This window comes from Mycobacterium sp. D16R24 (assembly GCF_002013385.1).
Classification (GTDB): Bacteria; Actinomycetota; Actinomycetes; order Mycobacteriales; family Mycobacteriaceae; genus Mycobacterium.
In genome coordinates, this window is the sequence record NZ_MAEV01000002.1 from 17,490 (window position 1) to 41,940 (window position 24,451).

Sequence of the window (24,451 nt, forward strand, 5' to 3'; positions counted from 1 at the left end):
CGCACTGGCGCTTGCGGGTTGCACCCAGACGGTGCCGGGTACTGCCACGTGGCCGGGGGCGCGCATTGCGCAATCGCTACTGACCGCAGATGAGTTGCCGCAGGGCACCAAGTACGACAGGGTTGTCGCCGATCTGGGCCCGGTGACCGTCAACAATCAGCAGGTCGTCGGCGCGATGCCCTCGAATCCGCCGGGCTGCGCGGACGGGCTGTCTCCGCGGCTGGCCAACGCGGGCAGGGCAGGCCCCGAGAACACCGCGCGGTACATCGCTCGTTTCAACGGTGCGAACATCATCGTCAGTCTGCTGCGCGACACCATCGACCTGGCCAACGTCAAGGATGTGGCGACCCGCTGCGCCACATACGAGGTGTTCTTCGACCAGAGTTCGCCCGGCACGCGGATGATCACCGAGCCGGTGCAGGGCGGGCCGGTCGGCGTCCTTACCTTCAAGCAAACAATGATCATGCCCAAGGGCAGCACTTCCCGGTACATGGCGTTCGCGAATGTCCAGGGGGTGGCGATGGTGGCGACATCCTTCGACCTGCGCGATCCGTCGGTCAAGGCCACCGCGACCATGCCCCAGACATTCCTGGATATCGTGGCCAAACAGGTCGACAAGATCGAACGCACGTAACGGGTCCGGGCGAAATTTTCCTGAAAGGGCTGGTTAAAAGCCCAACCGGATCGGTCGTACTCAGGTAGCGTGCGCCCATGCCCAAGGTCTTTGCGGAAGCGGCTCATCCATGAGTCCGACGCCCGAGCTTCGCCGCCCGCGCCCGGGGCCCCCACCTGCGCGTGACGGTGAGTTGCATCAGGTCGTCACGATCGACGGCCGAACGGTGCAGGTCAATGTGTCGGGGCCCGATAAGGGAACCACTGTCGTCATGCTGGCCGCGGCCGGGCACTTCGCGCTCAGTTATCGCTCGGTATGCGAGCGGCTGCACACCGCGGGGTTACGCACCGCGGTGATCGGACACGATCCGCATCTCCACGCCAAGGCCATCACCGGAGTGCTCGACGACATCGGCGTCAAGGTGGCGCTGCTGGTGGGGGACCGTGCCGGTGGCGAACTGGCCTGGGATCTGGCCGCCAGCAAACTTGACAGGTTTATCGGTCTGGTGGCGATCGACCGTGGACATCCGCGGGTGGCCGACCGTGCCGGGCTGATTCGCGACAAGCACTGCCCGCCGGTGGAGATCAACACCACGGTGTTGGTGACCTCGGATGCCACCCGGGCCATCGCCCGCGCCAGCCAGCGCTTCGTGTACGGCGACTACCGGATTGTCGAGCTGATGGGACGCCGGTCGGCGACTCGCGACCTCACTCCGGAGCTGGCCGCCGAGGTGGTGCTGCGCAGCAGCTCATGGTGAGTTAGCTGCCGGCCTCACACCAGTCCAGCCAGGAGTTCAGTTCCTGGTATGCCCGCAGGCGTGGCTCTGTCACCGACAGGAACACATCGTGTTTGGCATCGGGGACCGGGATGATTCGCTGATAGTTGCCGATGCACCCCGCCCAGCGTGCGATCTGCTGAACATCCAGCACCGCATCGCCGTGCAGTGCCGCCGCGGGGTCGACGTCCCCGGGCAGGCTGCGGTCCGAGCGCAGGATCAGATTGGGGACGCCGACATCGAGGCCACGATGCAGCTCGGCATGCCCATGCCGGATGGCACTGATCCACCCGAACCGCACCGGGAAGCCGCCGACCGGCTTCCACTCCAGGTTGTAGTCGAACTCTCCGTGGAAGTCCTTGTGCAGGCTCGCACCGTAGGCGCCTTCGTGCGGTAGCGGGATCGCTTGTTTGGCACGGAACCGCGAAATCGCCTTCACGGCCGCGGTGGTGCCGCCGCTGCGGAGAAAGGGACGGCCCTGAAGATCCAGCCAGGGGCTGTTGAGGATTAGTCCCGCGATATCGCCCAGGCGGTCGGCCACCCGTAGACGGTTGAGCCACAGCGACACGATCAGACCGCCGGCCGAGTGCCCGTAGATGAGCAGCGGTGCGCCCGTGTTCGGCGCCCCGGCCTCCCCGGTGATGATGTTCACCGCGGCGTTGAGTTCGGCGTCGTAGAGCGAAAGATCGCTGATGTAGTGCGGCGTCTGGTGAACGCGCCGAGAACGCCCGCATTTGCGCAAGTCGAGCGCGAAGAAGCGATAGCCGCGAGCCAGGAAATGTTCGGCAAGCTTGGTGTGGAAGAAGTAGTCGGTATATCCGTGCACCATGAGCACCGCGCGTCCGGTGTCCGGCTGAATTTCAGGACGCACCAGTGTGGCGGTAATTACACCTTCGCCGTCAGGGTCAATGCCCAGTTCAATGGTCTGACGAAGGTAGCCATCGAGGACATCGGATTCCCATGTCACGGGCATAGCCTAGTTGAAGGAATGACTGAATTACCCGCGCGATAACCTGTGTGTACTTCCCGGTAGTGGCGAAGCGTTGCCACTCCATCAGATTCGAAAAGGACAGTGAACCGGTGTCAAAAGCGCAGGTGGAGCAGACAGACGTTGCCCTGATTGGGTCAGGGATCATGAGCGCCACGCTCAGCGCCTTGCTGCGATTGGTCGAACCGGACCTGTCGATCACCTTGATCGAACGCCTCGATGCGGCGGCTAGCGAAAGCAGCGACCCGTGGAACAACGCGGGTACCGGTCACTCGGCACTCTGCGAGCTCAACTACACGCCGCAGAAGGCGGACGGCTCGATCGACATCAGCAAGGCCGTCACGGTCAACGAGCAGTTCCAGGTATCGCGCCAGTTCTGGGCGTACGCCGTGGAGAACGGTGTGCTGCCCGACGTCCGCGGGTTCCTCAACCCCATCCCGCATGTCAGCTACGTGCACGGAGCCGACAAGGTCGAGTACCTGCGTAAGCGCCACGACGCTCTGGCCGGTAACCCGCTGTTCGCGAAGATGGAGTTCATCAACGATGACGATGAGTTCGCGCGTCGCCTACCGTTGATGGCGGCCGGACGCGACTTCTCCGATCCGGTGGGATTGAACTGGAGCCAGGACGGTACCGACGTCGACTTCGGTGAGCTGTCAAAGCAGTTGGTCGGCTTCGGCGTTCGCAGCGGCACCAGCGCGATCTTCGGCACCGAGGTCCGCAACATCAGCCGCGAAAGCGACGGCGGGTGGATCCTCAAGCTTGTCAACGGACGTACGGGCGAGAAGCGCAAACTCAAGGCCAAGTTCGTGTTCGTCGGTGCCGGTGGCGGCGCGTTGGGGCTGCTGCAGAAGGCCGGAATCCCGGAAGCCAAGGGCTTCGGCGGGTTCCCGGTCAGCGGCGCCTTCCTGCGCACCAACAACATTGACCTCACCGAGGGGCACAAGGCCAAGGTGTACGGCTTCCCGCCGCTCGGTGCACCGCCGATGTCGGCGCCGCACTTGGACACCCGGGTGATCAACGGAAAGGAATGGCTGTTGTTCGGGCCGTTCGCCGGATGGTCGCCCAAATTCCTCAAGATGGGCAAGGTCACCGATTTGCCCGCGTCGGTGAAGCCCAACAACCTTGCGTCGATGATCGGCGTTGGTCTCACCGAGTTCAAGCTCGCGACTTTCCTGTTGAGCCAGCTGCGTCTCACTCCAGACGACCGGATCGACATGCTGCGCGAATTCGCGCCCAAGGCACAGCGTTCCGATTGGGAGCTGATCACCGCCGGCCAGCGCGTGCAGGTCATTCGGCCGGCCAAGGGCAAGGGTGGTGCCCTCGAATTCGGCACCATGGTGCTCAATTCGGCCGACGGCAGCATTGCCGGCCTGCTCGGCGCCTCGCCGGGTGCGTCCACCGCGGTGCCGGCCATGCTGGACGTCATGCAGCGGTGCTTCCCAGACCGGTTCGCCAACTGGATGCCCAAGCTCAAGGAAATGATCCCGTCGCTGGGTATCAGCCTGTCGGACGAGCCCACCCTGTTCGGTGAGGTATGGGACTGGGGCACACAGGTTCTCGGCCTGGAGCAGTGAACGTCGGGTGGTCCAGGTCTGCTGACCTGGACACCACGACGCTCTACGGACTGCTGCGGTTACGTGCCGAGGCGTTCATCGTCGGTCAGAACTGTGCCTACCAAGATCTCGACGGTCGCGATCTCGAGCCAGAGACCCGGCACTTTTGGATCAAGAATGAGAACGGCGATGTCGTCAGTGGTCTACGGGTGCTCGCGGATCCGCAGGGCGCGGGTTTCTGGATAGGCCGGGTATGTACGGCGGCGGACGAACGTGGCCGCGGGCATGCGGCACGATTGGTCCGCGCCGTGCTGGCCGAGATCGGCGGCGCACACTGTCGACTGAATGCGCAGGCCCACCTGAGAGATATGTATGGCAAGCTGGGATTCGTGGTCTCCGGTGACGATTTCCTCGAGGACGGGATACCGCACGTGCCCATGACCTGGATGGCCGGGAATGACTAGCACCACAGCCGTTCCCGGATACCCGCTCAGCGCGATCGTCGGGCACGACCAGCTGCGGCTGGCGCTTGTGCTCTCCGCGGTGCGCCCCGATATCGGCGGAGTGCTCATTCGCGGGGAGAAGGGCACGGCCAAGTCGACGGCGGTGCGCGCCCTGACCTCCGTGCTGGGTTCTGTCGATGGCGCACGTTTGGTGGAACTCCCGATCGGCGCCACCGAGGATCGGGTCGTTGGATCTCTCGACCTGCAGAAGGTGCTGCGCGACGGCGAACACGCTTTTTCCCCAGGGCTTTTGGCGCGGGCCAACGGCGGCGTGCTGTATGTGGACGAGGTCAACCTCCTGCACGACCATCTGGTCGACGTGATCCTCGATGCGGCGGCGATGGGTCGCGTGCACGTGGAACGTGACGGTGTATCCCATTCCTACGATGCACGATTCGTGCTGATCGGCACCATGAACCCGGAGGAGGGGGAGCTGCGGCCGCAGCTGCTGGATCGCTTCGGATTCGCGGTGGATGTACACGCCTCCCGGGAGGTGCCGGTACGGGCCGAGGTCATCCGTAGGCGGCTTGCCTATGAGGCAGATCCCGCCGGGTTTGTCTCGCGTTACGCCTCCGAGGAGGCTGAGCTGGCGGCACGGATTGCCGATGCCCGGCAGTTGCTACCCCGGGTCACCTTGCCCGATGCGGAGTTACAGCGCATTGCGGCCCTGTGCGCGGCCTTCGATGTGGATGGGATGCGCGCCGATCTGGTGGTGGCGCGTGCCGCCGTCGCCCATGCGGCGTGGCGTGGTGCCGAGGTGGTCGGCGAGCCCGATATCCGGGTGGCCGCCGAGCTGGCGCTGCCGCACCGGCGGCGCCGAGACCCGTTCGACGAGCCGGGCCTGGATCCGGAGCAGCTCGACCAGGCGATGCGCGATAGCGCGCCGCCCCAGGATCAGGATCCTGGCGGGGATGACCCAGACCCCGATCCGGATGGCCCCGGAGGTGGCGCACCCGAGTCTTCCCCGAATCCAGCTAAAGCTGATGATTCGCAGCAGGATTCAGCGCCCTCACCTGCGCCGTCTCGGCCCAGCCCGGCGCCCTCGGCGACATTTCGCGCCAAGACGTTCCGGGTGCCTGGCGTTGGCATGGGCGCCCCGGGACGACGTTCCGCGGCGCGCAACCGCACCGGCAAGGTGATCGCCCCGAGTTCCGACGAGGGATTCGGGGTGCACGTGATCGGCACGCTGATGTCCGCGGCGAGCCGGGTGACCGAACCCGGCAGGCTGCCCAAGCCGGTGCTCTCCGATGTGCAGTGGGCAATCAGGGAAGGACGCGAGGGCAATCTGGTGATTTTCGTTGTCGACGCCTCGGGGTCGATGGCGGCACGCCAGAAGATGTCGGCGGTCAGCGGAGCAACCTTGTCGCTTCTGCGCGATGCCTATCAGCGACGCGACAAGGTCGCGGTCATTACGTTCCGCGGTCAGGAAGCGGCGATGTTGTTGGCACCGACAAGTTCGACGCACATCGCGGGCCGAAAGCTGCAGCAGTTCGATACCGGCGGTAAAACGCCACTGGCACAAGGACTTTTGGCGGCGCGCGATCTCGTGTCCCGTGAGCGTGGCCGTGATCCGCATCGCCGCGCGCTGGTGGTGGTGCTCACCGATGGACGCGCTACCGGCGGGCCGGATCCCTTGGGGCGGACTCGGCGTGCCGCGGGGATGCTGCGTGCCGAGCAGGTCGCTTGCGTGGTGGTCGATTGCGAGACATCCTTCGTGAGAATGGATCTGGCGGTCACGCTGGCTCAACAGCTTGACGCACCGGTGATCCAGCTGGACCACCTGAATGCCGACCGGCTGGCCGGCGTGGTCCGCGGCGCCACTGCCGCTGCGTGAGATAGCGGAGGAGGCTCAATGCCACAGGGACAACCGCTGGTGGTGCCGGAAGATGGGCTCACCACGAAGGCTCGCCGTAATGCCCCGGTACTCGCGGTGCATACCGGCGCAGGAAAAGGCAAGTCCACCGCCGCCTTTGGCATGGCTCTGCGTGCCTGGCATCACGGTGCGGACGTCGCGGTGTTCCAGTTCGTCAAGAGTGCAAAGTGGCGGGTGGGCGAGGAGTCCGTCTTCGGTGAGCTTGCCAAGCTGCACGATGAGCAAGGGATCGGCGGCTCGGTGCAGTGGCACAAGATGGGGTCCGGCTGGTCCTGGTCGCGCCGCGCGGGCACCGAAACCGACCACGCCGCTGATGCTGCCGCCGGATGGGCCGAGATCGCCCGGCGACTGGCCGCGGAGGAACACGGCTTTTACGTACTCGACGAATTCACCTACCCACTCAAGTGGGGCTGGGTCGACGTCGATGAGGTGGTCTCGGTGCTGCGGAATCGTCCAGGTACGCAACATGTGGTGATCACCGGGCGTGATGCGCCACAACAGCTTCTGGATGCCGCCGACTTGGTGACCGAGATGACGAAGATCAAACATCCGATGGACCAGGGCCGCAAGGGTCAACGCGGCATCGAGTGGTAACCGGAGGGTAGAGCGTGGTGTCCGCTAACGTTCCCGCGATCGTGATCGCCGCGCCCGCATCGGGCAGTGGGAAGACCACGGTGGCGACGGGTTTGATGGGCGCGCTGCGACGTGCGGGGCATCGGGTGGCGCCGTTCAAGGTGGGGCCGGACTACATCGATCCCGGATATCACAGTCTGGCGACCGGTAAGCCGGGCCGCAACCTCGACAGTGTGCTCGTGGGCAACGATCTCATTGGGCCGCTGTTCGGCCACGGCTGTCGGGACGCGGATATCGCCGTCGTCGAAGGGGTGATGGGTCTTTTCGACGGCCGGATCGGCGATGCGAAGGGTTCTACGGCCCAGATCGCGGCTCTACTCGGGGCGCCGGTGGTGTTGGTGGTCGACGCGAAGGGGTACAGCCAGAGCATGGCTGCGCTCTTACATGGATTTGTGGTGCACGCCGCCGAGGCGGGGATCAGGATCGCTGGAGTGATTCTGAACCGGGTTGGGTCGGCGCGGCACCGGGTGATCCTCACGGCAGCAGCCGACCGCGCCGGACTGTCCGTGCTCGGGGCGTTGCCTCGTACAGACGAGATATCGGTCCCATCAAGACATTTGGGTTTGATAACGGCTATCGAGCATGGCCAGGCGGCGCTCGATGCGATCGAGGCGATGACGCGGCTGGTCGGGGCGCATGTGGACATACCCGCGATTGTCGCCGCTGCCCGCAGTGAGGTGACGGCCTCTGCATGGGATCCGGCGGAGGCCATCGGCACCCGGGTGGTCGGGGAGCCCGTAGTGGCCCTGGCTGCTGGTTCGGCGTTTACCTTCGGCTACGCCGAACATCGCGAGTTGTTGGCCGCGGCAGGGGCAGTGGTGGCTGAATTCGACCCGCGCCGGGACACGCTGCCCGGCGAGACCGCCGCCTTGGTGCTGCCCGGCGGATTTCCGGAACAGTTCGCCGAGGACCTATCGTCCAATGAACCACTACGCCAACAGGTTCGTGACATGTCGGGACCGATTCATGCCGAATGCGCGGGGCTCACGTACCTGTGTCACGACCTCGACGGCGCGCCGATGTGTGGAGTGATCGACGCGCACGCCCGCTTCACCGATTCGCTCACCCTCGGGTACCGGGACGCCGTGGCGATCACCGGCTCTGCGTTGTTCGACGAGGGGGAACGGTTGAGCGGGCACGAGTTTCATCGCACCACGGTCGACTATCGCGATGACACTGGGTATCGCGCCTGGGCCTGGGGCACCTCCGACGGTGTCCGTCGTGAGGGCGTGGTGGCACGGGAGGGGCGCATCCACGCCTCGTATCTGCACACGCATCCGGCGGCGCACCCTCACGCGGTGGCCCGGTTTGTGTCACGGGCGACAACGTAGGGACATAGACTGCGACTCTGAGCCGAGGGGGCATTGTGACAGATCCACAGAATCCAGAGATTCCGCATCCGGGCTATCCGCCCTATCAGGGGTTGCCTTACCCGCCACCTCCGCAGTACGCGCCTATCCCGGCGCAATATCAACCACCGTATGGCGCAGCCGGATATCGCTACCCGCCGCCCGCCGTCAACATCGCGATGTACGGCCCAGCGATCCCGCGGAAGAGCTCGGGTGTCGCGATCCTGCTCTCGTTCCTCTTCGGGCCACTCGGGATGCTCTATTCGACGGTCAGCGGTGGGCTGATCATGCTGGGGATCAACTTCATGATCTTCATACTCGGCTTCCTCTCCGCGGGTCTCGCGTGGATCCTGTGGTTCTTCACTTGGATCGGCGGCATGATCTGGGCGTACACGGCTGCCGAAGAACACAATCGTCGGATTGCGCCTCTACACCGCTGATGCATACGCCTCGGTCTGGTAGTGACAGTTAAAGCAACTGTGGCAGAGCGTATTTCGAGATCGAAGAGTCTTGAGCCCGGGTCTGCGAAAATTTGCCTGGTACCATCGTTGACATGTCAGGTCGCGGGGTGCCCAAGTACCGGCTGTGCTCCGCGGTCGTGCTGGCAATTCTATGCTTGTTGGTCGGGGGCGCCTGCTTGTTGCCCGGCGAGAGTTCGCATTTAGCAAACGCGGCGACCTCGGTATCGTTGTATGACACTGCCGAGGTTCATCATTGGGAACCGGTGCAGCACGGCATGGCTGTCACCCGTGCTCGCCTCGGGCCGGTGGTGCAGCCGGTTTGGCTGCCTCTCACCGTCTCGGTCTTTGCGCTTGGTGGCGCGGCACTGCTGGTTCTGTTGATGTCACGGCGTAGCGTTCTACTTTCTCATGCCCCGGATAATGCTGGGTGGCAACGACTTCTGTTCTTAGGGATCAATCGGCGCTGAGGGACCGCTGAGTCGGCAATTGCTGCCGTCTTGCGTGTATCAAACCTTCACCAGCCGCGCAATGCCCGTTATCGGGGTGCCTGGGCGGCTCCGTATTTGTTGATTGGACCGGTTCTTGTGGCGACTTCTGCCTCTGTCTGTAAACCTTCGCTGTTTGTGAACGTGCGCCACGATGTGCTGGCGTCTCGTTCTCCTCTCCCCGTGGTATCCCACCTACGCATGGAATGGCGGATTTCGTGATTGCCCGCCTTATAAGTACAGGCTTCTTCATGGCTGCGTGTGGGCTCACAGATGCGGCCACGGCCATCGCAGAGCCAAAAGATATGACCCCGCAGCAATATTCGAGGACTACTCGGGACGGATGGCATCTGGAGATCCGGCTGGAAAACGAGCGTGTGAACTCCGTGCCCAACCTGGCGGCGGCTACGAACTCACGTGAGGCGTTCATTACGCTCTCGGGTACGGCAACCGCGACCGGTGGCAGCAATCCCATCACCGATAGCCTCTTCCTCATCGGCTACCAGCTCGGCTGCCAGTCCGATGTGTCATCGGGATTGCAGATCGGCGGATCCGCCGGTATCGCGCCGTCAGTGAACGTCGGCGTGCTTCCCCTGCAAACGGTGGGAGTTGGAGGCAGCGCCGGAGTGAGCGGATTTGTGCAAACCGTGGTGCAACCGGGTGTCATTGTGAACCTGCCGCTGGGAAATATGGTTCTGTCGCGGGGCAATACGGGGGCGCTCGATCTGGACAACGTCCATGTGAAGGCGGACGCCTGCGGAGGGGACGTCACCGTCCGGTCCTTTGCCTCGCTGCGTGTGTCCACCGAGACCGGCCACACTGAATTCGCCATCTATGGCGACCCGATCAAGATCTGATGATGAAATTCTTCTGTGCCGCAACGGTCTTGATAGGTTCTTTGTGCGGGGCGCCGGTGGCCGCCGCAGACCCGCTGCCGATAAAACCGATGCCCGCAGTGCCGGTGGCAGTGCCTGGGGGAGCTCCTAATAATCAAGCAGCCCTGCCATCGCAACCATCCTTTGGGCTATTGCCTCCGCCGCGGCGCGGTACCCAAATAACGGCTGGGCTCGGCGCGGGATTTACCTCTCGAATCGGTGCCGGAATGACGTCCGGGCAGTTGGAGGACCCACGCGGGACAAGGGAAGGAACGGCTCCATGATTCGATCATTATGTGTCGCAATAATATCCATCGGACTTGCCGTGGTGCTCACCGTACCTGCATCGGCGGAGCTACCGTCGCCCCATCCTGCTCCCTACGGCCCGGTTGACGCTCCCGGGCAGTTGCCTGCGTTGAACATGTCGCGTGGGACCCGGCTGCCGGCTTCGATGTCCGGATCGCGTGGGCCGCAGATATCCGGTGGGGTGGACGGGGCCGGAGCACCCGGCGGTGTCAAGGCAAGCGCTGGGTTCGGAGACGGGAAGCTGGGTGGCTCAGCTGCGATCCCGTGACACGATGACGGACCGCACTAACTGCGAATTGCATTGCTGAAGCCGGTGAGTAGCGGGGTTGCGCATGTCGAGCGCGGTGAGCAAGCGTGTTGTGGCTACGTCGGCGCGCCAATTGGTCGAGCGTCTGCCATACTGGGCGATAATGACAACCGTTATCATTATGACTCAACCGGCCACCTCGAGCCGTGATCGAGAGTAGCTTTTGTTAAAGAGCCGCGGTGCGCGATGGAGCGCGACTCAAATACATTGAGCGGAAAGGTGATTGGCTGATGGTATGGCACGGACTGTTAGTGAAGGCCGCATCAACGGTGGCAACCGGTGCGGTGGGAGTCGCCGCCTACGAAGTCGTGCGCAAGGCCGCGGCCAAGGTTCCCGTCCGCGACGCCAGTGTCGTCGTCACCGCCTGGGGTTTGCGAGGTGTGCGTAAGGCCGAGGAGGGTGCCGAGCGCGCACGGTTGGCGATCGGAGATGTCGTGGCGGAGGCGCGCGAGCGCATTGGCGAAGAGGCTCCGCCGCCCGTGGTGGGAGAAGCCGGTCACGACCACGAGCACTGAGCCGCACATGGTCACTGTCGTATCTGATGCGGCCGGACGTTTACGTGCTGTCGCGAGCGAGTTCAGCGGCGATGTCCGGCGGGCCGTGCTGATCGAGGACACGCTGCAGCATGTGCAGGGAGTCCGTGCCGTACACGCATACCCGCGCACAGCCGCGGTGGTGGTGTGGTACTCGAAGGCAAGTGGTTCGGCCGAGGACATCCTCGCCGCACTGGCCGGCGCCCTCGATGCCCCGTTACCGGAATCGTTGACTCGAGAGCCGCATTCATCCGATGTGCGCAACGGCGACGTGCTGCGCATGGCGGTGGGCGGTGCGGCTCTGGTGGTGCTCGGAGTGCGCCGGTATCCGCTGCGGCGGCCGCCGCTGCTGGGGCCCACAGGTCGGGTATTGGCAACGGCAGTAACGATTTTCAGCGGCTATCCGTTCCTGCGGGGTGCACTTGCCGCACTGCGCAGTGGCAGATCGGCAGGTACGGATCTGTTGGTGTCGGCGGCTACCGTGGCCAGCCTGGTGCTGCGCGAGAATGTGGTTGCACTGACCGTACTGTGGCTGCTCAACATCGGCGAGTACCTGCAGGACCTCACGCTCCGGCGCACCCGACGCGCCATTGCAGATCTGCTGTCGGGCAGCCAGGACACCTCATGGGTCCGTCTGCGTGATGGCACCGAGGTTCAGGTCGCCACGACATCACTGGTGATCGGTGACGAGGTGGTCGTGCACGAGCAGGTGGCCATTCCCGTTGATGGCCAGATAGTGGACGGTGACGCCATCGTCGACCAGTCGGCCATCACGGGCGAAACCCTGCCGGTCAGCGTCGTGGCCGGGGGACAGGTACATGCGGGTTCGGTCGTCATGCGCGGCCGCATCGTCGTGCGTGCCGCGGCCGTCGGCGGGCAGACGATCATCGGCCGGATCATCACCCGGGTGGAGCAGGCGCAGCGTGACCGCGCCCCGATTCAGACTGTCGGCGAGAACTTCTCACGACGATTCGTTCCGGCCTCGTTCCTACTGTCACTCGGCACCCTCGTGGTGACGCGGGATGTGCGGCGCGCGATGACGATGCTTTTGGTGGCCTGCCCATGTGCGGTGGGCTTGTCTACCCCCACCGCCATCAGCGCGGCCATCGGCAACGGGGCCCGCAGAGGAATCCTGGTCAAGGGCGGTTCGCATCTGGAACTGGCCGGCCGAGTGGACGCGTTCGTGTTCGACAAGACCGGAACGTTGACCATCGGACGGCCAGTGGTAACGAATATCGTCGCCTTCAAAGAGGGTTGGGAACCGGAGCAAGTGCTCGCGTACGCGGCGAGCTCCGAGATCCACGCCCGGCATCCCCTGGGGGAGGCGGTCATCCGCTCGACCGAGGAACGCCACATCGCCATCCCCCCGCACGAGGAGTGTGAGGTGCTGGTCGGCCTCGGGATGCGGACTCGTGCGGACGGGCGCACCCTCCTGTTGGGCAGCCCTGCACTGCTGAGCAAGGAGAGCGTCCGGGTGACCCCGGAGGCCGACGAGTGGGTGGCCAAGCTGCGGCGCCGCGCAGAGACTCCGCTTCTGCTGGCAGTGGACGGCGTACTCGTCGGGCTCATCAGTCTGCGCGACGAGATCCGCCCGGAGGCCGCCGAGGTGCTGGCCGCACTGCGGTCATCGGGTGTCAAGCGGGTGGTCATGCTGACCGGCGATCACACGGAGACAGCGCGTGCTGTGGCAGAGGAACTGGGAATCGACGAGTGGCAGGCTGAGGTGCTGCCCGAGGACAAGCTCCAGACCGTGAGCCAACTGCGCAGCGACGGGCATGTTGTCGCGATGGTCGGCGATGGCGTCAATGACGCGCCCGCACTGGCGGCGGCAGACATTGGAATTGCCATGGGACTCAACGGAACCGATGTCGCGGTGGAAACCGCTGACGTGGCGCTGTCCAGTGATGACCTGCGTAAGCTGCTCGATGTGCGCGGTCTGGGTGGCCGGGCCGTGACCGTTATCCGACAGAACTACGCAATGTCGATCGCCGTCAACGCGATCGGGCTGGTGGTGGGCGCCGGAGGTGCGCTCTCACCGGTTCTCGCGGCCATACTGCACAACGCGTCGTCGGTCGCGGTCGTCACCAACAGCTCGCGCCTTATCGGCCACGAACTCGACGGACGACCTTCACTCTCGTCGACGCAACACCGGCAGCAGTCGGTGGATTCAGCTCCCGTAGTGCCCTGACGGACTTACGGTCTCTGAACCAACGGAAGAATCACGTCGTCGACCATGCGGCGCATGTACGTCTCGTCGATAACCGTTCTTTTGAGGGCGGCGGTGAGGCTTAGGCCCAACGGTATGTCGTAGACCAGCGAGAGGTCGCGGTCGCGGGCTATCTCGCCGCGCTCGGCGGCGCGGGCGAAGACGATCTCCATCCGCTTCTGGGTTTGTGACAGCAGCAGGTCATCCAATGCTGCCGCCAGTGTGGAGTCGTTGACGGCCTCGGCGATGATTCCCGCCAGCAGGTTGCCGGTGAGGATGTCGTTATCGCCGAAATCCCTTGCCTCGTAAAGAGCGTGCAAGTCACCACGCAAACTCCCGGTATCCGGAACGTCGTCGAGTTTCCCCAATGAGGGGCGCCCGTGCAGGATGGCATCCGCGGTGAGTGCGGCCTTCGAAGACCAGCGCCGGTAGATGGCTGCCTTGCCCACCCCGGCACGAGCGGCGATCACATCCATGCTCATCGCGTCGTAGCCCTGTTCGGCGAGCACGATGAAGGCCGCCTCCAGGATCGCGAGGTCCAACGACCTGTTCAGCCGTCCGGGTGTTCTCTGCCGTTGAATGGCAGCATTTTTCGTCATGAGGTCCGCGCAGTGGTGTAGTGGCGGAGGTTCAGTGGCCACCAGAACCAGCGGCCCAGCAATGCGGCGATGGCCGGGGTCATGAAGGATCTCACGATCAGTGTGTCAAAGAGCAGCCCGAGGCCGATCGTCGTCCCGAGCTGCCCCACGATGCGCAGATCACTGACCACCATGGCGCACATGGTGAATGCGAACACAAGGCCCGCGTTGGTCACCACCTTGCCGCTGCCGCCCATGGCCCGGATAAATCCGGTCTTGAGCCCACCATGCAGTTCTTCCTTGAAACGTGCGATCAGCAGCAGGTTGTAGTCCGAGCCCACGGCCAACAGGATGATGACCGACAACGGCACCACGAACCAATGCAAGTCCATGCCCAACAGATCCTGCCAAATCAGCACCGACACCCCGATGGATGCACCGAGTGACACCGCCACCGTGCCGACAATGACGAGAGCCGCGACTACGCTGCCGGTGACCAGCAGCATGATGATGAAGATCAGGCACAGTGACGCGATGCCCGCCAGGATGAGGTCGTATTTCGCTCCTTCCTGCAGGTCCTTGTTCGCGGCGGCAGTTCCTCCCAAGTAGACCTTGGCGTTCTCCAATGGGGTGCCCTTGATCGAATCCGCCACTGCCTCTTTGATATTGCCGACGGTCGCGATTCCCTCAACGGAGGCCGGGTTCCCCTGATGTGAGACGGTCATCCGGACGGCCTTCCCGTCGGGGGATAGGAACATCTTCAATCCGCGTTTGAAGTCGGCGTTCTCGAACACCTCGGGCGGCAGATAGAACGAGTCGTCGTTCTTGGCTTGGTCGAAGTACTTGCCGATCAGGGTGGAGTTCTTGGTGCTCTCATCCATCTGATTCATGATCCCGGACATGGTGCTGTGCATGGTCAGCAGCGTGCCGTGCATGGACTTCATGATCGCGATCATGGGCGGAAACTCGGCGAGCATGCGCGGCATCAGGACATCGACCTTGTCCATGTTCACGAGCATGCCGTCCATGTCCTCGACCATCGCGTCAACGCCGTCGAGAGCATCGAAGACCGTGCGGCTCGCCCAGCAGATCGGGATATCGGCGCAGTGCTTTTCCCAGTAGAAGTAGTTGCGAATCGGCCTGAAAAAATCGTCGAAAGTGGCCATCAGGTCTCGCATGTCGTGCATCTTGCCTTGCATGACCTTCATCTGGCCGGTCATGTCGTGCATGATGTCGGTGAGCTCGCGCATCATGTCGTACACACGCTCCATGGTGCCGATCAAGGTTCCCATTTGATCGGCCATGGTCAGCATGTCGGCCATGCGGTCTTTCATGTACTTCATGTTCTGGATCTGGCCGGCACCTTGCAGGCCGATCTGGAACGGTATCGAGCTGTGTTCGATCGGTGTACCGAGCGGCCGGGTGATCGCCTGCACTCGTCCCACGCCACGAGCATGGAACGCCGTCTTGGCGATTCTGTCGATGACCAACATGTCTGCGGGGTTACGCATGTCGTGATCCGCTTCGATCATGAGCATTTCGGGGTTCATCCTGGCCGGGGAGAAGTGCCGTTCCGCAGCGGCGTAACCGACTTTCGAGGGCACGTTGTCCGGCATGTACTGACGGTCGTCATAACCCGGGGTATATCCCGGCAGGGTGAGCAACCCGATGAGTGCAATCCCAATGGTCACAATGAGAATCGGCCCCGGCCAGCGCACCACCGCGGCACCGATACGCCGCCAGCTGCGCTCGTCATGCTTGCGTTTGGGCTCGAACAGTCCGAAGCGGCTACCGATCGCCAGCACCGCGGGAGCCAGGGTGAGTGCCGCCGCGACAATCACGAAAATGACCAGCGCACAGGGCACACCCATGGACCGGAAGAGTGGCAGGCGTGTCAAGCTCAGGCATAGTGTCGCACCGACGATTGTCAACCCCGATCCCAAGATCACGTGTGACACGCCGGAATACGCGGTATAGAAGGCCTCCTCCCGATCTTCTCCGGACTGGCGCGCTTCGTGATATCGGCCCAGCAGGAAGATCACGTAGTCGGTGCCTGCGGCGATGCCCAGCATCGTGACCATGCTGACGGCGTAGGTCGACAGCCCGATCACATTGAGATTGCCCAATGTCGCGACCACTCCCTGGCCCGCCATCAGTTCCACCCCGACGACCACCAGGGCCAGAAACATGGTGATCACCGAGCGGTATACGAAGAGCAGCATCACGACGACGACGCCCACCGCGATAAGCGTGGTCTTCTGCATGCTCTTGTTGCCGGCCGTTCCGGTGTCGGCGCTCGCTGCCGTTCCGCCGGTGACATACGCCTGCACACCATCGGGGCCGGGTGTCTCGGCGATGATCTTGCGGACTGCATCGACGGATTCGTTCGCCAAGGTGGTGCCCTGGTCTCCGGCCAGGTTCACCTGCACGTAGGCGGCTTTCCCATCGGCACTCTGGGCGCCGGAGGCGGTGAGCGGGTCTCCCCAGTAGTCGGAGATGTGCTGCACGTGGGTCGGATCGGCCTTCAGCTTCTTGATGATCTCGTCGTAGAACCGGTGCGCCTCGTCTGCCAGGTCCTGCTTGCCCTCGAGCACGATCATGACGGAGCTGTCCGAGTCGAACTCGCCGAACACCTTGCCCGTGTGCATCATCGCGATCATCGAGGGAGCGTCCTTGGGGGACATGGATACCGAATGTGCCTTGCCCACTTCATCAAGGGAGGGCGTGACGACATTGAGGATGATGGCGACGCCCAGCCAGAACAGGATGATCGGGATGGACAAGACCCGGATAGCCCGCGCGATCCGTGGAGGCCGCGCAGCGCGATCGCCGCCGCCGTGCCTCATGCGGACTTCACCAGGCAGTAGATATAGGCGTTGTGCTCGTTGGAAACTCGCTCCACCTTGACCTCGCCGTTGACGATGATCCGGCAGCCGATGCGGTTGCCGTCACCTTGGGCGACGATGTTTCCGCTCAATGACGGCAAGATCGAGACGATTTTGAACGACCATGGCAGCTGCACGGCGTCGACGCGAGTCGGCTGAGCATCCTCGTTGAAATAGTTCACATCGGCCATGGCGCCAGGTTCTCCGAATACCTCGTATACGAGTGTCTTTGGGTTGTACGGGACGGCGTCCTTCGCGTTGTTGTCGGCAGAGGAGATGAAGGAGTCCGAGCCGAAAATTCCGCGAACCCGGAGTACCGCGAATCCGCCGACTGCCAGTATCGCGGCGATCAGCAGCGGCATCCAGATCCGTCTTATCACACGAAGCATCCCAAACCCCTTTGCGCTCAATATGATTGGCACAGCACTGACGGTCTTACGTCTTGGAACTGCCGCAGCTGGTCGAGATGGGCGTCATTGCCCCACACGGAACTGAAGTTCCGCATGATGGTCCGGACGGTACCCCACTTCGACTCTGCGCGCGACACGAGCGAGCTAACTATGGGGCCGTGTGGGGCGCCCTGATTTGCCCAGCCTCGGCGGCTCGTCTAGGGGAGCGGCGCCGCACCCCGTCACGAGGTGATTGTCGCCGGGGTCCTGGCGCGCCTGGTCGCCCCACCAGTCACAAAACTAATGAATAAGTATGCAGAGATGTTGATCCGGCGCCGGATTGGATCTTGATCGGCGCAAGGCGTGGGAAATTTGGGCTCACGGTGAGTAAATTGCATAAATATTTCATAGAGGTCGTCGGGTTGAATATTCTCTTAATATACGCTCATGGCAAACCATGGAAATTGCTGTGAATGCTCTGTGCATCCGAGTCTTCGCTGCGCGAAATAGCTTGGAAAATAGGTAAATACCTGACCATTGAAACGCTACGCAGGTGGCCAAATGGACTCTTTTGCGTTCGGAGAGCGAATAGTTACAAGTGTCGATGTAATTGTGAATTCCTTGTTTCCCGGCTATCAATGGGCTGTTAATGCGGGACGGGGGTAGGGATGTGAAAGAGGCCATTGTGCGATGTCGCGAGACGGCTCAACGGGGGGCACTGTGATCCTGATCTCCCGAGTCGCGAATTCCTTTCGCGCACCTTATCTTTAGGTCTGTCGGGTTCTACTGCTAGTTGTCTTCGGTTCTACTACCAGGCAGATTGTCGTGTGCGAGGAGGACGTAGCGAGATGAAAAAAGCGTCTGTGACCCCAGTTGCAGTTATCGGGATGGGGTGCCGGCTCCCGGGTGGGATCGAGTCACCCGAACAGTTTTGGCAGGCGCTGCTGCGCGGCGAGGACTTCATTACTGAGGTGCCTCCCGCGCGCTGGGACTTGAGCGAGTATTACGACCCCGAGTCCGGCGTGCCTGGCAAGTCGCCTTCCAAGTGGGGAGCCTTCCTGGAAGACGTCGGTGGTTTCGACGCGGACTTCTTCAGCATCAACGAGCGTGAGGCCGTCTCGATCGATCCTCAGCACCGTGTGTTGCTCGAAACATCCTGGCAGGCAGTGGAACATGCGGGCCTTAATCCGCGAACCCTTGCCGGCTCGCAGACCGGGGTGTTCGTGGGAGTGACCCACAACGACTATCAGTTGGTGGCTGCGGATGCGGCGGATCTCGGCGGTCCCTACGGATTCGCCGGTACAAACTTCTGCATGGCATCGGGGCGTATCTCGTACGCCCTAGGTGTGCATGGACCGTCATTGACGGTCGATGCCGGGTGCGCCGCGGGGTTGGCGACGGTGCATATGGGGTGCCAGAGCCTGGCGGCAGGCGAAAGTGATCTCGTGCTGGCCGGCGGCGTGAACCTGGTCTTGGAACCGCGCAGGTACGTCGGTGCCTCGCAGCAGCGCATGCTCTCTCCGACTGGACGCTGCCACACATTCACAGACGAGGCCGACGGTTTCGTGATGTCTGAGGGCTGCGTCATGATTCTGCTGAAGCGGCTGGACGATGCGGTGCGCGACGGGGACCGGATTTTGGCGGTCGTGCGGGGCACGGCCTCAAATCAAGATGGACGCACGGTAAATCAGTCGACTCCGTCCTCGGAGGCGCAGGCAGCCGCATGCCGCACTGCACTGGCGGCTGGGGGTGTGGACGCCAACACCATCGGGATGGTCGAAGCGCACGGTACGGGCACCCCTGTGGGTGATCCCATCGAGTACACGGGCCTGGCGCAGGTGTACGGAGTCGACGGGCCCTGTGCGGTGGGGTCGGCGAAGACCAACTTCGGACACACCATGTCGGCGGCCGGTGCGCTGGGACTGATGAAGATCATTCTCGCGGTGGAGCATGGCGTGATTCCGCCGAACCTGCATTTCACCGGGATCCCCGACAAGCTTGCTGGTGTCGCAACGAACCTTTTTGTGCCGCAATCGGTTGTCCCATGGCCCGAGAACATTGAGGGACCGCGGCGGGCCGGGGTATCGGCATACGGAATGTCGGGCTCCAATGTGCACGCGGTGGTGGAGCAGGCTCCGCCCGTGGACTCGCCCGAAGCCTCTGCGAAGGAATCACCCCTGGGGTCGCAGGTCATCTTCCCGGTATCGTCGACGTCTGCCGACGAGTTGCGTCGAACTGCGGGCAGATTGGCCGATTGGGTGGCCGAGGGCGCCGATGTGTCGATCGGGGATGTGGGGTACACGTTGGCGCGTCGAAGGGCGCACCGACCCGTGCGCACCACCGTGGTGGCCAATGACGTCGATGAGCTGGTGGCCGGGCTGCGCGAGGTAGCCGACGATGAGGCTCCTTATCAGGCGGCAGTCGCGGAGGATGATCGCGGTCCGGTCTGGCTCTTCTCGGGGCAGGGCTCGCAATGGGCCGGCATGGGTGCTGAACTACTCAGCAAGGAACCGGTTTTCGCCGCGACGATCGCCCGCCTCGAACCCCTGATCGCCGCGGAATCCGGGTTCTCGGTGACCGAGGCGGTCTCGGCGCCGGAGACGGTTACGGGTATCGATCGTGTCCAGCCGACGTTGTTCGCCATGCAGGTGTCGCTGGCTGCCACGATGGTGTCCTACGGGGTCACCCCGGGCGCGGTTATCGGGCATTCGATGGGCGAGGTCGCCGCGGCTGTGGTGTCCGAAGCGCTGTCGTTGGAAGACGGTGTCAAGGTCATCTGCCGTCGTTCCCAGTTGATGCTGCGGATCTCCGGTGCCGGTGCCATGGCGTCCGTCGACCTGCCGGCTCAGCAGGTCGTGACCGAGCTGGCCGACCGAGAGATCCACGATGTCGTGCTGGCAGTGGTCGCTTCGCCGCAGTCCACCGTTGTCGGCGGAGCCACGGAAACGGTTCGCCAGTTGATCGCCGAATGGTCGGATCGCGGTTTGATGGCGCGCGAGGTGGCCGTCGACGTCGCATCGCATTCACCGCAAGTCGATCCGATTCTGGACGACCTGGCGGATGCCCTAGAAGATCTGACACCGCGGACACCCGTTGTCCCGCTGTACTCTTCGGTCGCATTCGACCCGCGCGAAAAGCCAATCATGGACGCCGATTACTGGGTGGACAATCTGCGCCATACAGTCCGCTTCGCAGCTGCGGTGCAGGCGGCACTGGACGACGGGTATCGCGTCTTCGGTGAGCTGGCGCCGCACCCGCTGCTGGTGTATCCGGCGGAACAGACCGCGCGCAGCGTCGATATCCCGATGGTCGCGTTGGCTGCTATGCGCCGCGAGCAGGAGCTGCCGCACGGGCTTCGCGACTTTGTGGGCGACGTGTACGCGGCGGGTGGTGTGGTGGACTTCTCGGTGCTGTATCCATCCGGGCAACTGGTGGATGTGCCGCTGCCCAGTTGGACCCGTCAGTCATATCTGTTGGATCTGTCCGCGCAGACGCAGCCGGGTCAGGCCGGTCACACCGTGGCCGTTCACCCTCTGCTCGGCGCACATGTGCGGCTGACCGAGGAACCGGAGCGCTACATCTGGCAGGCCGATGTAGGCACGGAGGCACAGCCGTGGATCGCCGATCATCAGGTCCGTCATGTTGCGGTGTACCCAGGTGCGGCCTACTGCGAGATGGCGCTTTCGGCGTCGGCCTCCGTATTCGGTGAAGGCGCTGTAGTAGAGGACGTTTCGTTTGAGCAACTGCTGACGTTGGGTGAGGCGACGCCGATCTCGGCGACGGGCACGGTGAAGTCCCCGGACGTGATCGAGTTCGTGGTGGAAACCCATGACGAAGGCGATACCGCCAAACGTGCCACGGCGATCCTGAGCAGCGGCGGCGAGTCCGAGGCTCCCGTGGCATACGACCTGGCGGCCTTGCGTGCGGAGCACCCTCATCACGCGGCGGGCGACGAGCTGCGAGAGTCGTTCGACGAGAGGGGAGTCCAGTACGGACCGGCCTTCCAGGGCCTGGCCGCGGCATACCGCGGCGACGAGTCCGTCAGGTCGGTGCTGGCGGAAGTCTCGCTGCCCCGGTCGGTTCGGGCGCAACAGGGCAGCTACATCGTTCACCCCGCGCTTCTGGACGCCTGCTTCCAATCGGTGATCGCGCTCCCGGATGTCCAGGAAGCCAGCAAGAATGCGCTACCGCTGCCCAAGGGTGTGCGCAGTCTGCACGTATACGAATCCGCGCGTTCCACCCAGTACTGCTACACCAGGGTGACCACGGTGAGCGCTAACGAGGTGGAAGCCGATATCGATCTGCTGGACGAGCACGGCACCGTCCTGGTTGCCGTGCGGGGCTTCCGCTTTGGTACCGGAGCCTCCGTTGACGAGCAGCGTGATCAGCTGCTCAACAACCGGTTGCTGGCGATCGAGTGGCAGCAGCAGCGGTTACCCGAGGCGGTATCGAACGCCCCGCGCCGGTGGCTGCTGGTCAGCACGGGCGAGACCGTGGACCCGTGGGCGACGGAGCTGATTGATTCACTCAAACTCCGCGACAGTGAGGTGGCGTTGATCCAGTGGCGCCCGAACACCGATCGTGTTGCGGGGCTGAAGCTTCTGTATGACCAGCTGGAATTCGGTGGATTCGACGGGGTGCTCGTCGTGACGGCCCCGGGGGCCGACGGCGGTGCGGGTCGAGTCGCCTTGCAAGGTGCGGACCAGGTTCGGCATCTGGTGCGGATAACCCGAGAACTAGTGGATCTGCCGGGCGAGCCGCCGCGGCTGTATGTGCTGACTCGCAACGCCCAGACGGTCGCGCCCGGCGATGTGACCAACTTGGAGCAGGCCGGATTGCGGGGCCTGGTGCGTGTCATCGGCGCCGAGTATCCGCACTTGCGCGTCACGCACATCGACGTCGACGGCCAGACCGCAGCCCAGAACGTGGCGGGCGAGCTGGTCTCCGGCTCGGAGGAGGACGAGACCGCGTGGCGCGGCGACCACTGGTACCGGGCGCGTCTGAACCTGGGTCCGCTCGGCCCCGACGATTGGCGCAGTACCGTTGCGACACCAAATAACGAGGGCGTGCGGTTCGAGGTTCGTACGCCCGGCGATCTGCAGTCGCTCGGATTCGTTGCCTTCGACCGAGTCGCGCCTGGGCCGGGAGAGATCGAGGTATCGGTCACGGCCACCAGCATCAACTTCGCCGACGTGCTGAATGTGTACGGCCGATACTCGAGTTTCGAAGGCCGGCAAGAGCTCGGCGTCGACTTCGCGGGTGTGGTGACTGCTGTCGGGGAGGGAGTCACCCAGCATCTCGTCGGTGACCGGGTCGGCGGTATGACGACCACCGGCGCCTGGAGAAGCTTCGTCGTGGTCGATGCGAATCTTGCCGCGACCCTTCCGGCGGAGGTACCCGATAGGGAAGCGGCCGCTGTCCCGGGTGCGCACGTCACCGCGTGGTACGGGCTGCACGAGCTGGCCAGGATCTCCGCACGCGACAAGGTGCTGATCCATTCCGGCACCGGTGGTGTCGGGCAGGCGGCCATTGCCATCGCGCGTGCCGCCGGGGCAGAGATCTACGCCACCGCGGGCAGCACGGAACGACGGGAACTGTTGCGTAGCTGGGGAATCGAGCACGTCTACGATTCCCGCAGCACGGAGTTCGCTGAGCTGATCCGCCGCGATACCGACGGTTACGGGGTCGACATCGTGCTCAACTCGCTGACCGGTGCCGCGCAGCGGGCAGGTGTGGAACTGCTGAGCTTCGGCGGCCGCTTCATCGAGATCGGCAAGCGCGATATCTACGGTGACACCCGGCTGGGTCTGTTCCCATTCCGTCGCAACCTGTCGTTCCACGCCGTCGATCTCGTCCTCGTGGCGAAGACGCGGCCGGACGCGATCTACCGGACACTGACCGCTCTGTATCAGCAGATGGCGGACGGAGTGCTTCCCTTGCCGGAGATCTCGTCATCTCCATTGCAGGACGCCGCCGAGTCGATCCGCGTGATGGGTGCTGCGGGACATACCGGAAAGCTCGTTCTGGACCTGCCGAAGGCGGGCGAGGTCGACGCGGTGATCCCGGCGTCGCATGCGCCGGCGTTCCGCCGGGAGGGTGCGTACGTGATCACCGGTGGCCTCGGCGGGCTGGGCCTGTTCCTGGCGAAGAAGCTGGCGGCGGCCGGGTGCGGGCGGATCATCCTCAACGGTCGCAGCGCCCCGAAGCCCGAGGCGCTGGAGGTTATCGAGCAGATCCGCCACAGCGGCATCGAGATCGATGTGGTGCTCGGCGATATCGCGGAGCCGGAGACGGCACAGCATCTGGTGGCTGCTGCCACGGAGACCGGTAAGCCCGTGCGCGGCGTGCTGCATGCCGCGGCGTTGGTACACGATGCCACGCTCGCCAACATCACCGACGAGCTGATCGACCGTGGTGACTGGCGGCCCAAGGTGCATGGTGCCTGGAACCTGCACGAGGCCACCGCCGATCAGCCTCTGGACTGGTTCTGCTCCTTCTCGTCTATTGCGGCGCTGGTGGGCTCCCCAGGACAGGGTGCCTACGCCGCGGCCAACAGCTGGCTCGACGGTTTCACGCACTGGCGACGTGCACAGGGCCTGCCGGCAACCGTCATCGCCTGGGGTGCCTGGTCGGAAATCGGACAGGGCACCCACCTGGCCCAGAACGCGGACGCGGCCATCCTCCCGGACGAGGGTGCCTACGCCTTCGACACGGTGCTTCGACACAACCGGGCGTACACCGCCTATGCGCCGATGGCCGGGATATCGTGGCTGGCTGACTTCGTCGAGCGCAGTCCGTTTGCGCAGGCATTCCGGGATGCGAGTCAAAGTCAAACGGAGACAAACAAGTTCCTCGATGAACTCAACGCGCTGCCCCGTGAGGAGTGGCCGACTCGGCTCCGGAAACTGGTCGCCGAGCAGGTTGGCCTGGTGCTGCGTCGCTCCATCGACCCGGACCGGTCCCTCCCGGATTACGGCCTGGACTCGTTGGGCAATCTGGAAATTCGTACCCGTATCCAGGCGGACACCGGCGTCCGTATCGGCCCGGCCGATGTGTCGACAGTGCGTTCATTGGCGACGCATCTGTACGACAAGTTGGCCGAGCAGGAATCCGAAGTCGCATCGTCATAAGGGGAT

19 protein-coding genes are annotated in these 24,451 nt (G+C 63.8%); 15 read left to right on the forward strand and 4 right to left on the reverse strand.

Annotated features, from left to right (window positions below; translation table 11 throughout):
• Window positions 1–4 precede the first annotated feature (4 nt).
• Together B4383_RS01060 and B4383_RS01065 are read left to right on the forward strand one after the other, a co-directional pair.
• Window positions 5–634, forward strand: coding sequence for a hypothetical protein (locus B4383_RS01060; RefSeq protein WP_078287830.1), 630 nt, complete (start codon window positions 5–7; stop codon window positions 632–634).
• A gap of 109 nt (window positions 635–743) precedes the next feature.
• Window positions 744–1,370 (forward strand): alpha/beta hydrolase, encoded by a 627-nt coding sequence (locus B4383_RS01065; RefSeq protein ID WP_078287594.1) that lies wholly within the window; start codon window positions 744–746, stop codon window positions 1,368–1,370.
• A 1-nt stretch (window position 1,371) separates the two neighbouring features.
• On the opposite strand, the gene B4383_RS01070 is transcribed toward B4383_RS01065, so the two are convergent.
• Window positions 1,372–2,361 carry an alpha/beta hydrolase gene (locus B4383_RS01070; RefSeq protein ID WP_078287595.1) on the reverse strand — a complete coding sequence of 330 codons (990 nt, stop codon included), beginning with the start codon at window positions 2,359–2,361 and terminating at the stop codon, window positions 1,372–1,374.
• Window positions 2,362–2,468: 107 nt separating this feature from the next.
• Between B4383_RS01070 and mqo the strand changes: the two genes are divergently transcribed.
• The 12 genes from mqo to B4383_RS01130 all read left to right on the forward strand — a co-directional run bounded on the left by mqo (window position 2,469) and on the right by B4383_RS01130 (window position 13,445).
• Window positions 2,469–3,953 carry a malate dehydrogenase (quinone) gene (gene mqo, locus B4383_RS01075; RefSeq protein ID WP_078287831.1) on the forward strand — a complete coding sequence of 495 codons (1,485 nt, stop codon included), beginning with the start codon at window positions 2,469–2,471 and terminating at the stop codon, window positions 3,951–3,953.
• Window positions 3,950–4,396, forward strand: a complete 447-nt coding sequence (locus B4383_RS01080; RefSeq protein WP_078287596.1) for a GNAT family N-acetyltransferase — start codon at window positions 3,950–3,952, stop codon at window positions 4,394–4,396. The genes mqo and B4383_RS01080 overlap by 4 nt, the downstream gene beginning before the upstream one ends.
• Complete coding sequence (locus tag B4383_RS01085) at window positions 4,389–6,269, forward strand: VWA domain-containing protein (protein ID WP_078287597.1); 1,881 nt, start codon at window positions 4,389–4,391, stop codon at window positions 6,267–6,269. The genes B4383_RS01080 and B4383_RS01085 overlap by 8 nt, the downstream gene beginning before the upstream one ends.
• Before the next feature lie 18 nt (window positions 6,270–6,287).
• Window positions 6,288–6,902: a cob(I)yrinic acid a,c-diamide adenosyltransferase gene (gene cobO, locus B4383_RS01090; protein ID WP_078287598.1), complete on the forward strand. Its 615-nt coding sequence runs from the start codon at window positions 6,288–6,290 to the stop codon at window positions 6,900–6,902.
• Between the two features lie 38 nt (window positions 6,903–6,940).
• Window positions 6,941–8,272 (forward strand): cobyrinate a,c-diamide synthase, encoded by a 1,332-nt coding sequence (locus tag B4383_RS01095; RefSeq protein ID WP_078287832.1) that lies wholly within the window; start codon window positions 6,941–6,943, stop codon window positions 8,270–8,272.
• A gap of 35 nt (window positions 8,273–8,307) precedes the next feature.
• On the forward strand, window positions 8,308–8,730 hold the full coding sequence (locus B4383_RS26875) for a hypothetical protein (protein ID WP_217697785.1): 423 nt from the start codon (window positions 8,308–8,310) through the stop codon (window positions 8,728–8,730).
• Window positions 8,731–8,930: 200 nt separating this feature from the next.
• Window positions 8,931–9,218, forward strand: a complete 288-nt coding sequence (locus B4383_RS27350) for a hypothetical protein (RefSeq protein WP_078287833.1) — start codon at window positions 8,931–8,933, stop codon at window positions 9,216–9,218.
• Between the two features lie 236 nt (window positions 9,219–9,454).
• On the forward strand, window positions 9,455–10,093 hold the full coding sequence (locus tag B4383_RS01110) for an MspA family porin (protein ID WP_078287834.1): 639 nt from the start codon (window positions 9,455–9,457) through the stop codon (window positions 10,091–10,093).
• 2 nt (window positions 10,094–10,095) lie between these two features.
• Window positions 10,096–10,395 (forward strand): hypothetical protein, encoded by a 300-nt coding sequence (locus tag B4383_RS26560; protein WP_078287835.1) that lies wholly within the window; start codon window positions 10,096–10,098, stop codon window positions 10,393–10,395.
• Window positions 10,392–10,685 carry a hypothetical protein gene (locus B4383_RS01120; RefSeq protein ID WP_078287600.1) on the forward strand — a complete coding sequence of 98 codons (294 nt, stop codon included), beginning with the start codon at window positions 10,392–10,394 and terminating at the stop codon, window positions 10,683–10,685. Before B4383_RS26560 ends, B4383_RS01120 begins: the two co-directional genes overlap by 4 nt.
• Window positions 10,686–10,954: 269 nt before the next feature.
• The gene (locus tag B4383_RS01125) at window positions 10,955–11,239 is read left to right on the forward strand and encodes a DUF1490 family protein (protein WP_078287836.1); all 285 of its coding nucleotides are present in this window, start codon (window positions 10,955–10,957) and stop codon (window positions 11,237–11,239) included.
• 7 nt (window positions 11,240–11,246) lie between these two features.
• Window positions 11,247–13,445: a cation-translocating P-type ATPase gene (locus tag B4383_RS01130; protein WP_078287601.1), complete on the forward strand. Its 2,199-nt coding sequence runs from the start codon at window positions 11,247–11,249 to the stop codon at window positions 13,443–13,445.
• 5 nt (window positions 13,446–13,450) lie between these two features.
• Here B4383_RS01130 and B4383_RS01135 read toward each other — a convergent pair whose 3' ends face one another.
• The 3 genes from B4383_RS01135 to B4383_RS01145 are packed head-to-tail and all read right to left on the reverse strand — an operon-like array spanning window position 13,451 to window position 17,315.
• Window positions 13,451–14,062: a TetR/AcrR family transcriptional regulator gene (locus B4383_RS01135; protein WP_078287602.1), complete on the reverse strand. Its 612-nt coding sequence runs from the start codon at window positions 14,060–14,062 to the stop codon at window positions 13,451–13,453.
• On the reverse strand, window positions 14,059–16,887 hold the full coding sequence (locus B4383_RS01140) for an RND family transporter (RefSeq protein ID WP_139360472.1): 2,829 nt from the start codon (window positions 16,885–16,887) through the stop codon (window positions 14,059–14,061). Before B4383_RS01140 ends, B4383_RS01135 begins: the two co-directional genes overlap by 4 nt.
• Window positions 16,884–17,315, reverse strand: coding sequence for an MmpS family transport accessory protein (locus tag B4383_RS01145; protein ID WP_078287603.1), 432 nt, complete (start codon window positions 17,313–17,315; stop codon window positions 16,884–16,886). The genes B4383_RS01140 and B4383_RS01145 overlap by 4 nt, the downstream gene beginning before the upstream one ends.
• Before the next feature lie 848 nt (window positions 17,316–18,163).
• Here B4383_RS01145 and pks2 point away from each other — a divergent pair.
• On the forward strand, window positions 18,164–24,445 hold the full coding sequence (gene pks2, locus B4383_RS01150; RefSeq protein ID WP_078287604.1) for a type I polyketide synthase: 6,282 nt from the start codon (window positions 18,164–18,166) through the stop codon (window positions 24,443–24,445).
• Window positions 24,446–24,451 lie beyond the last annotated feature (6 nt).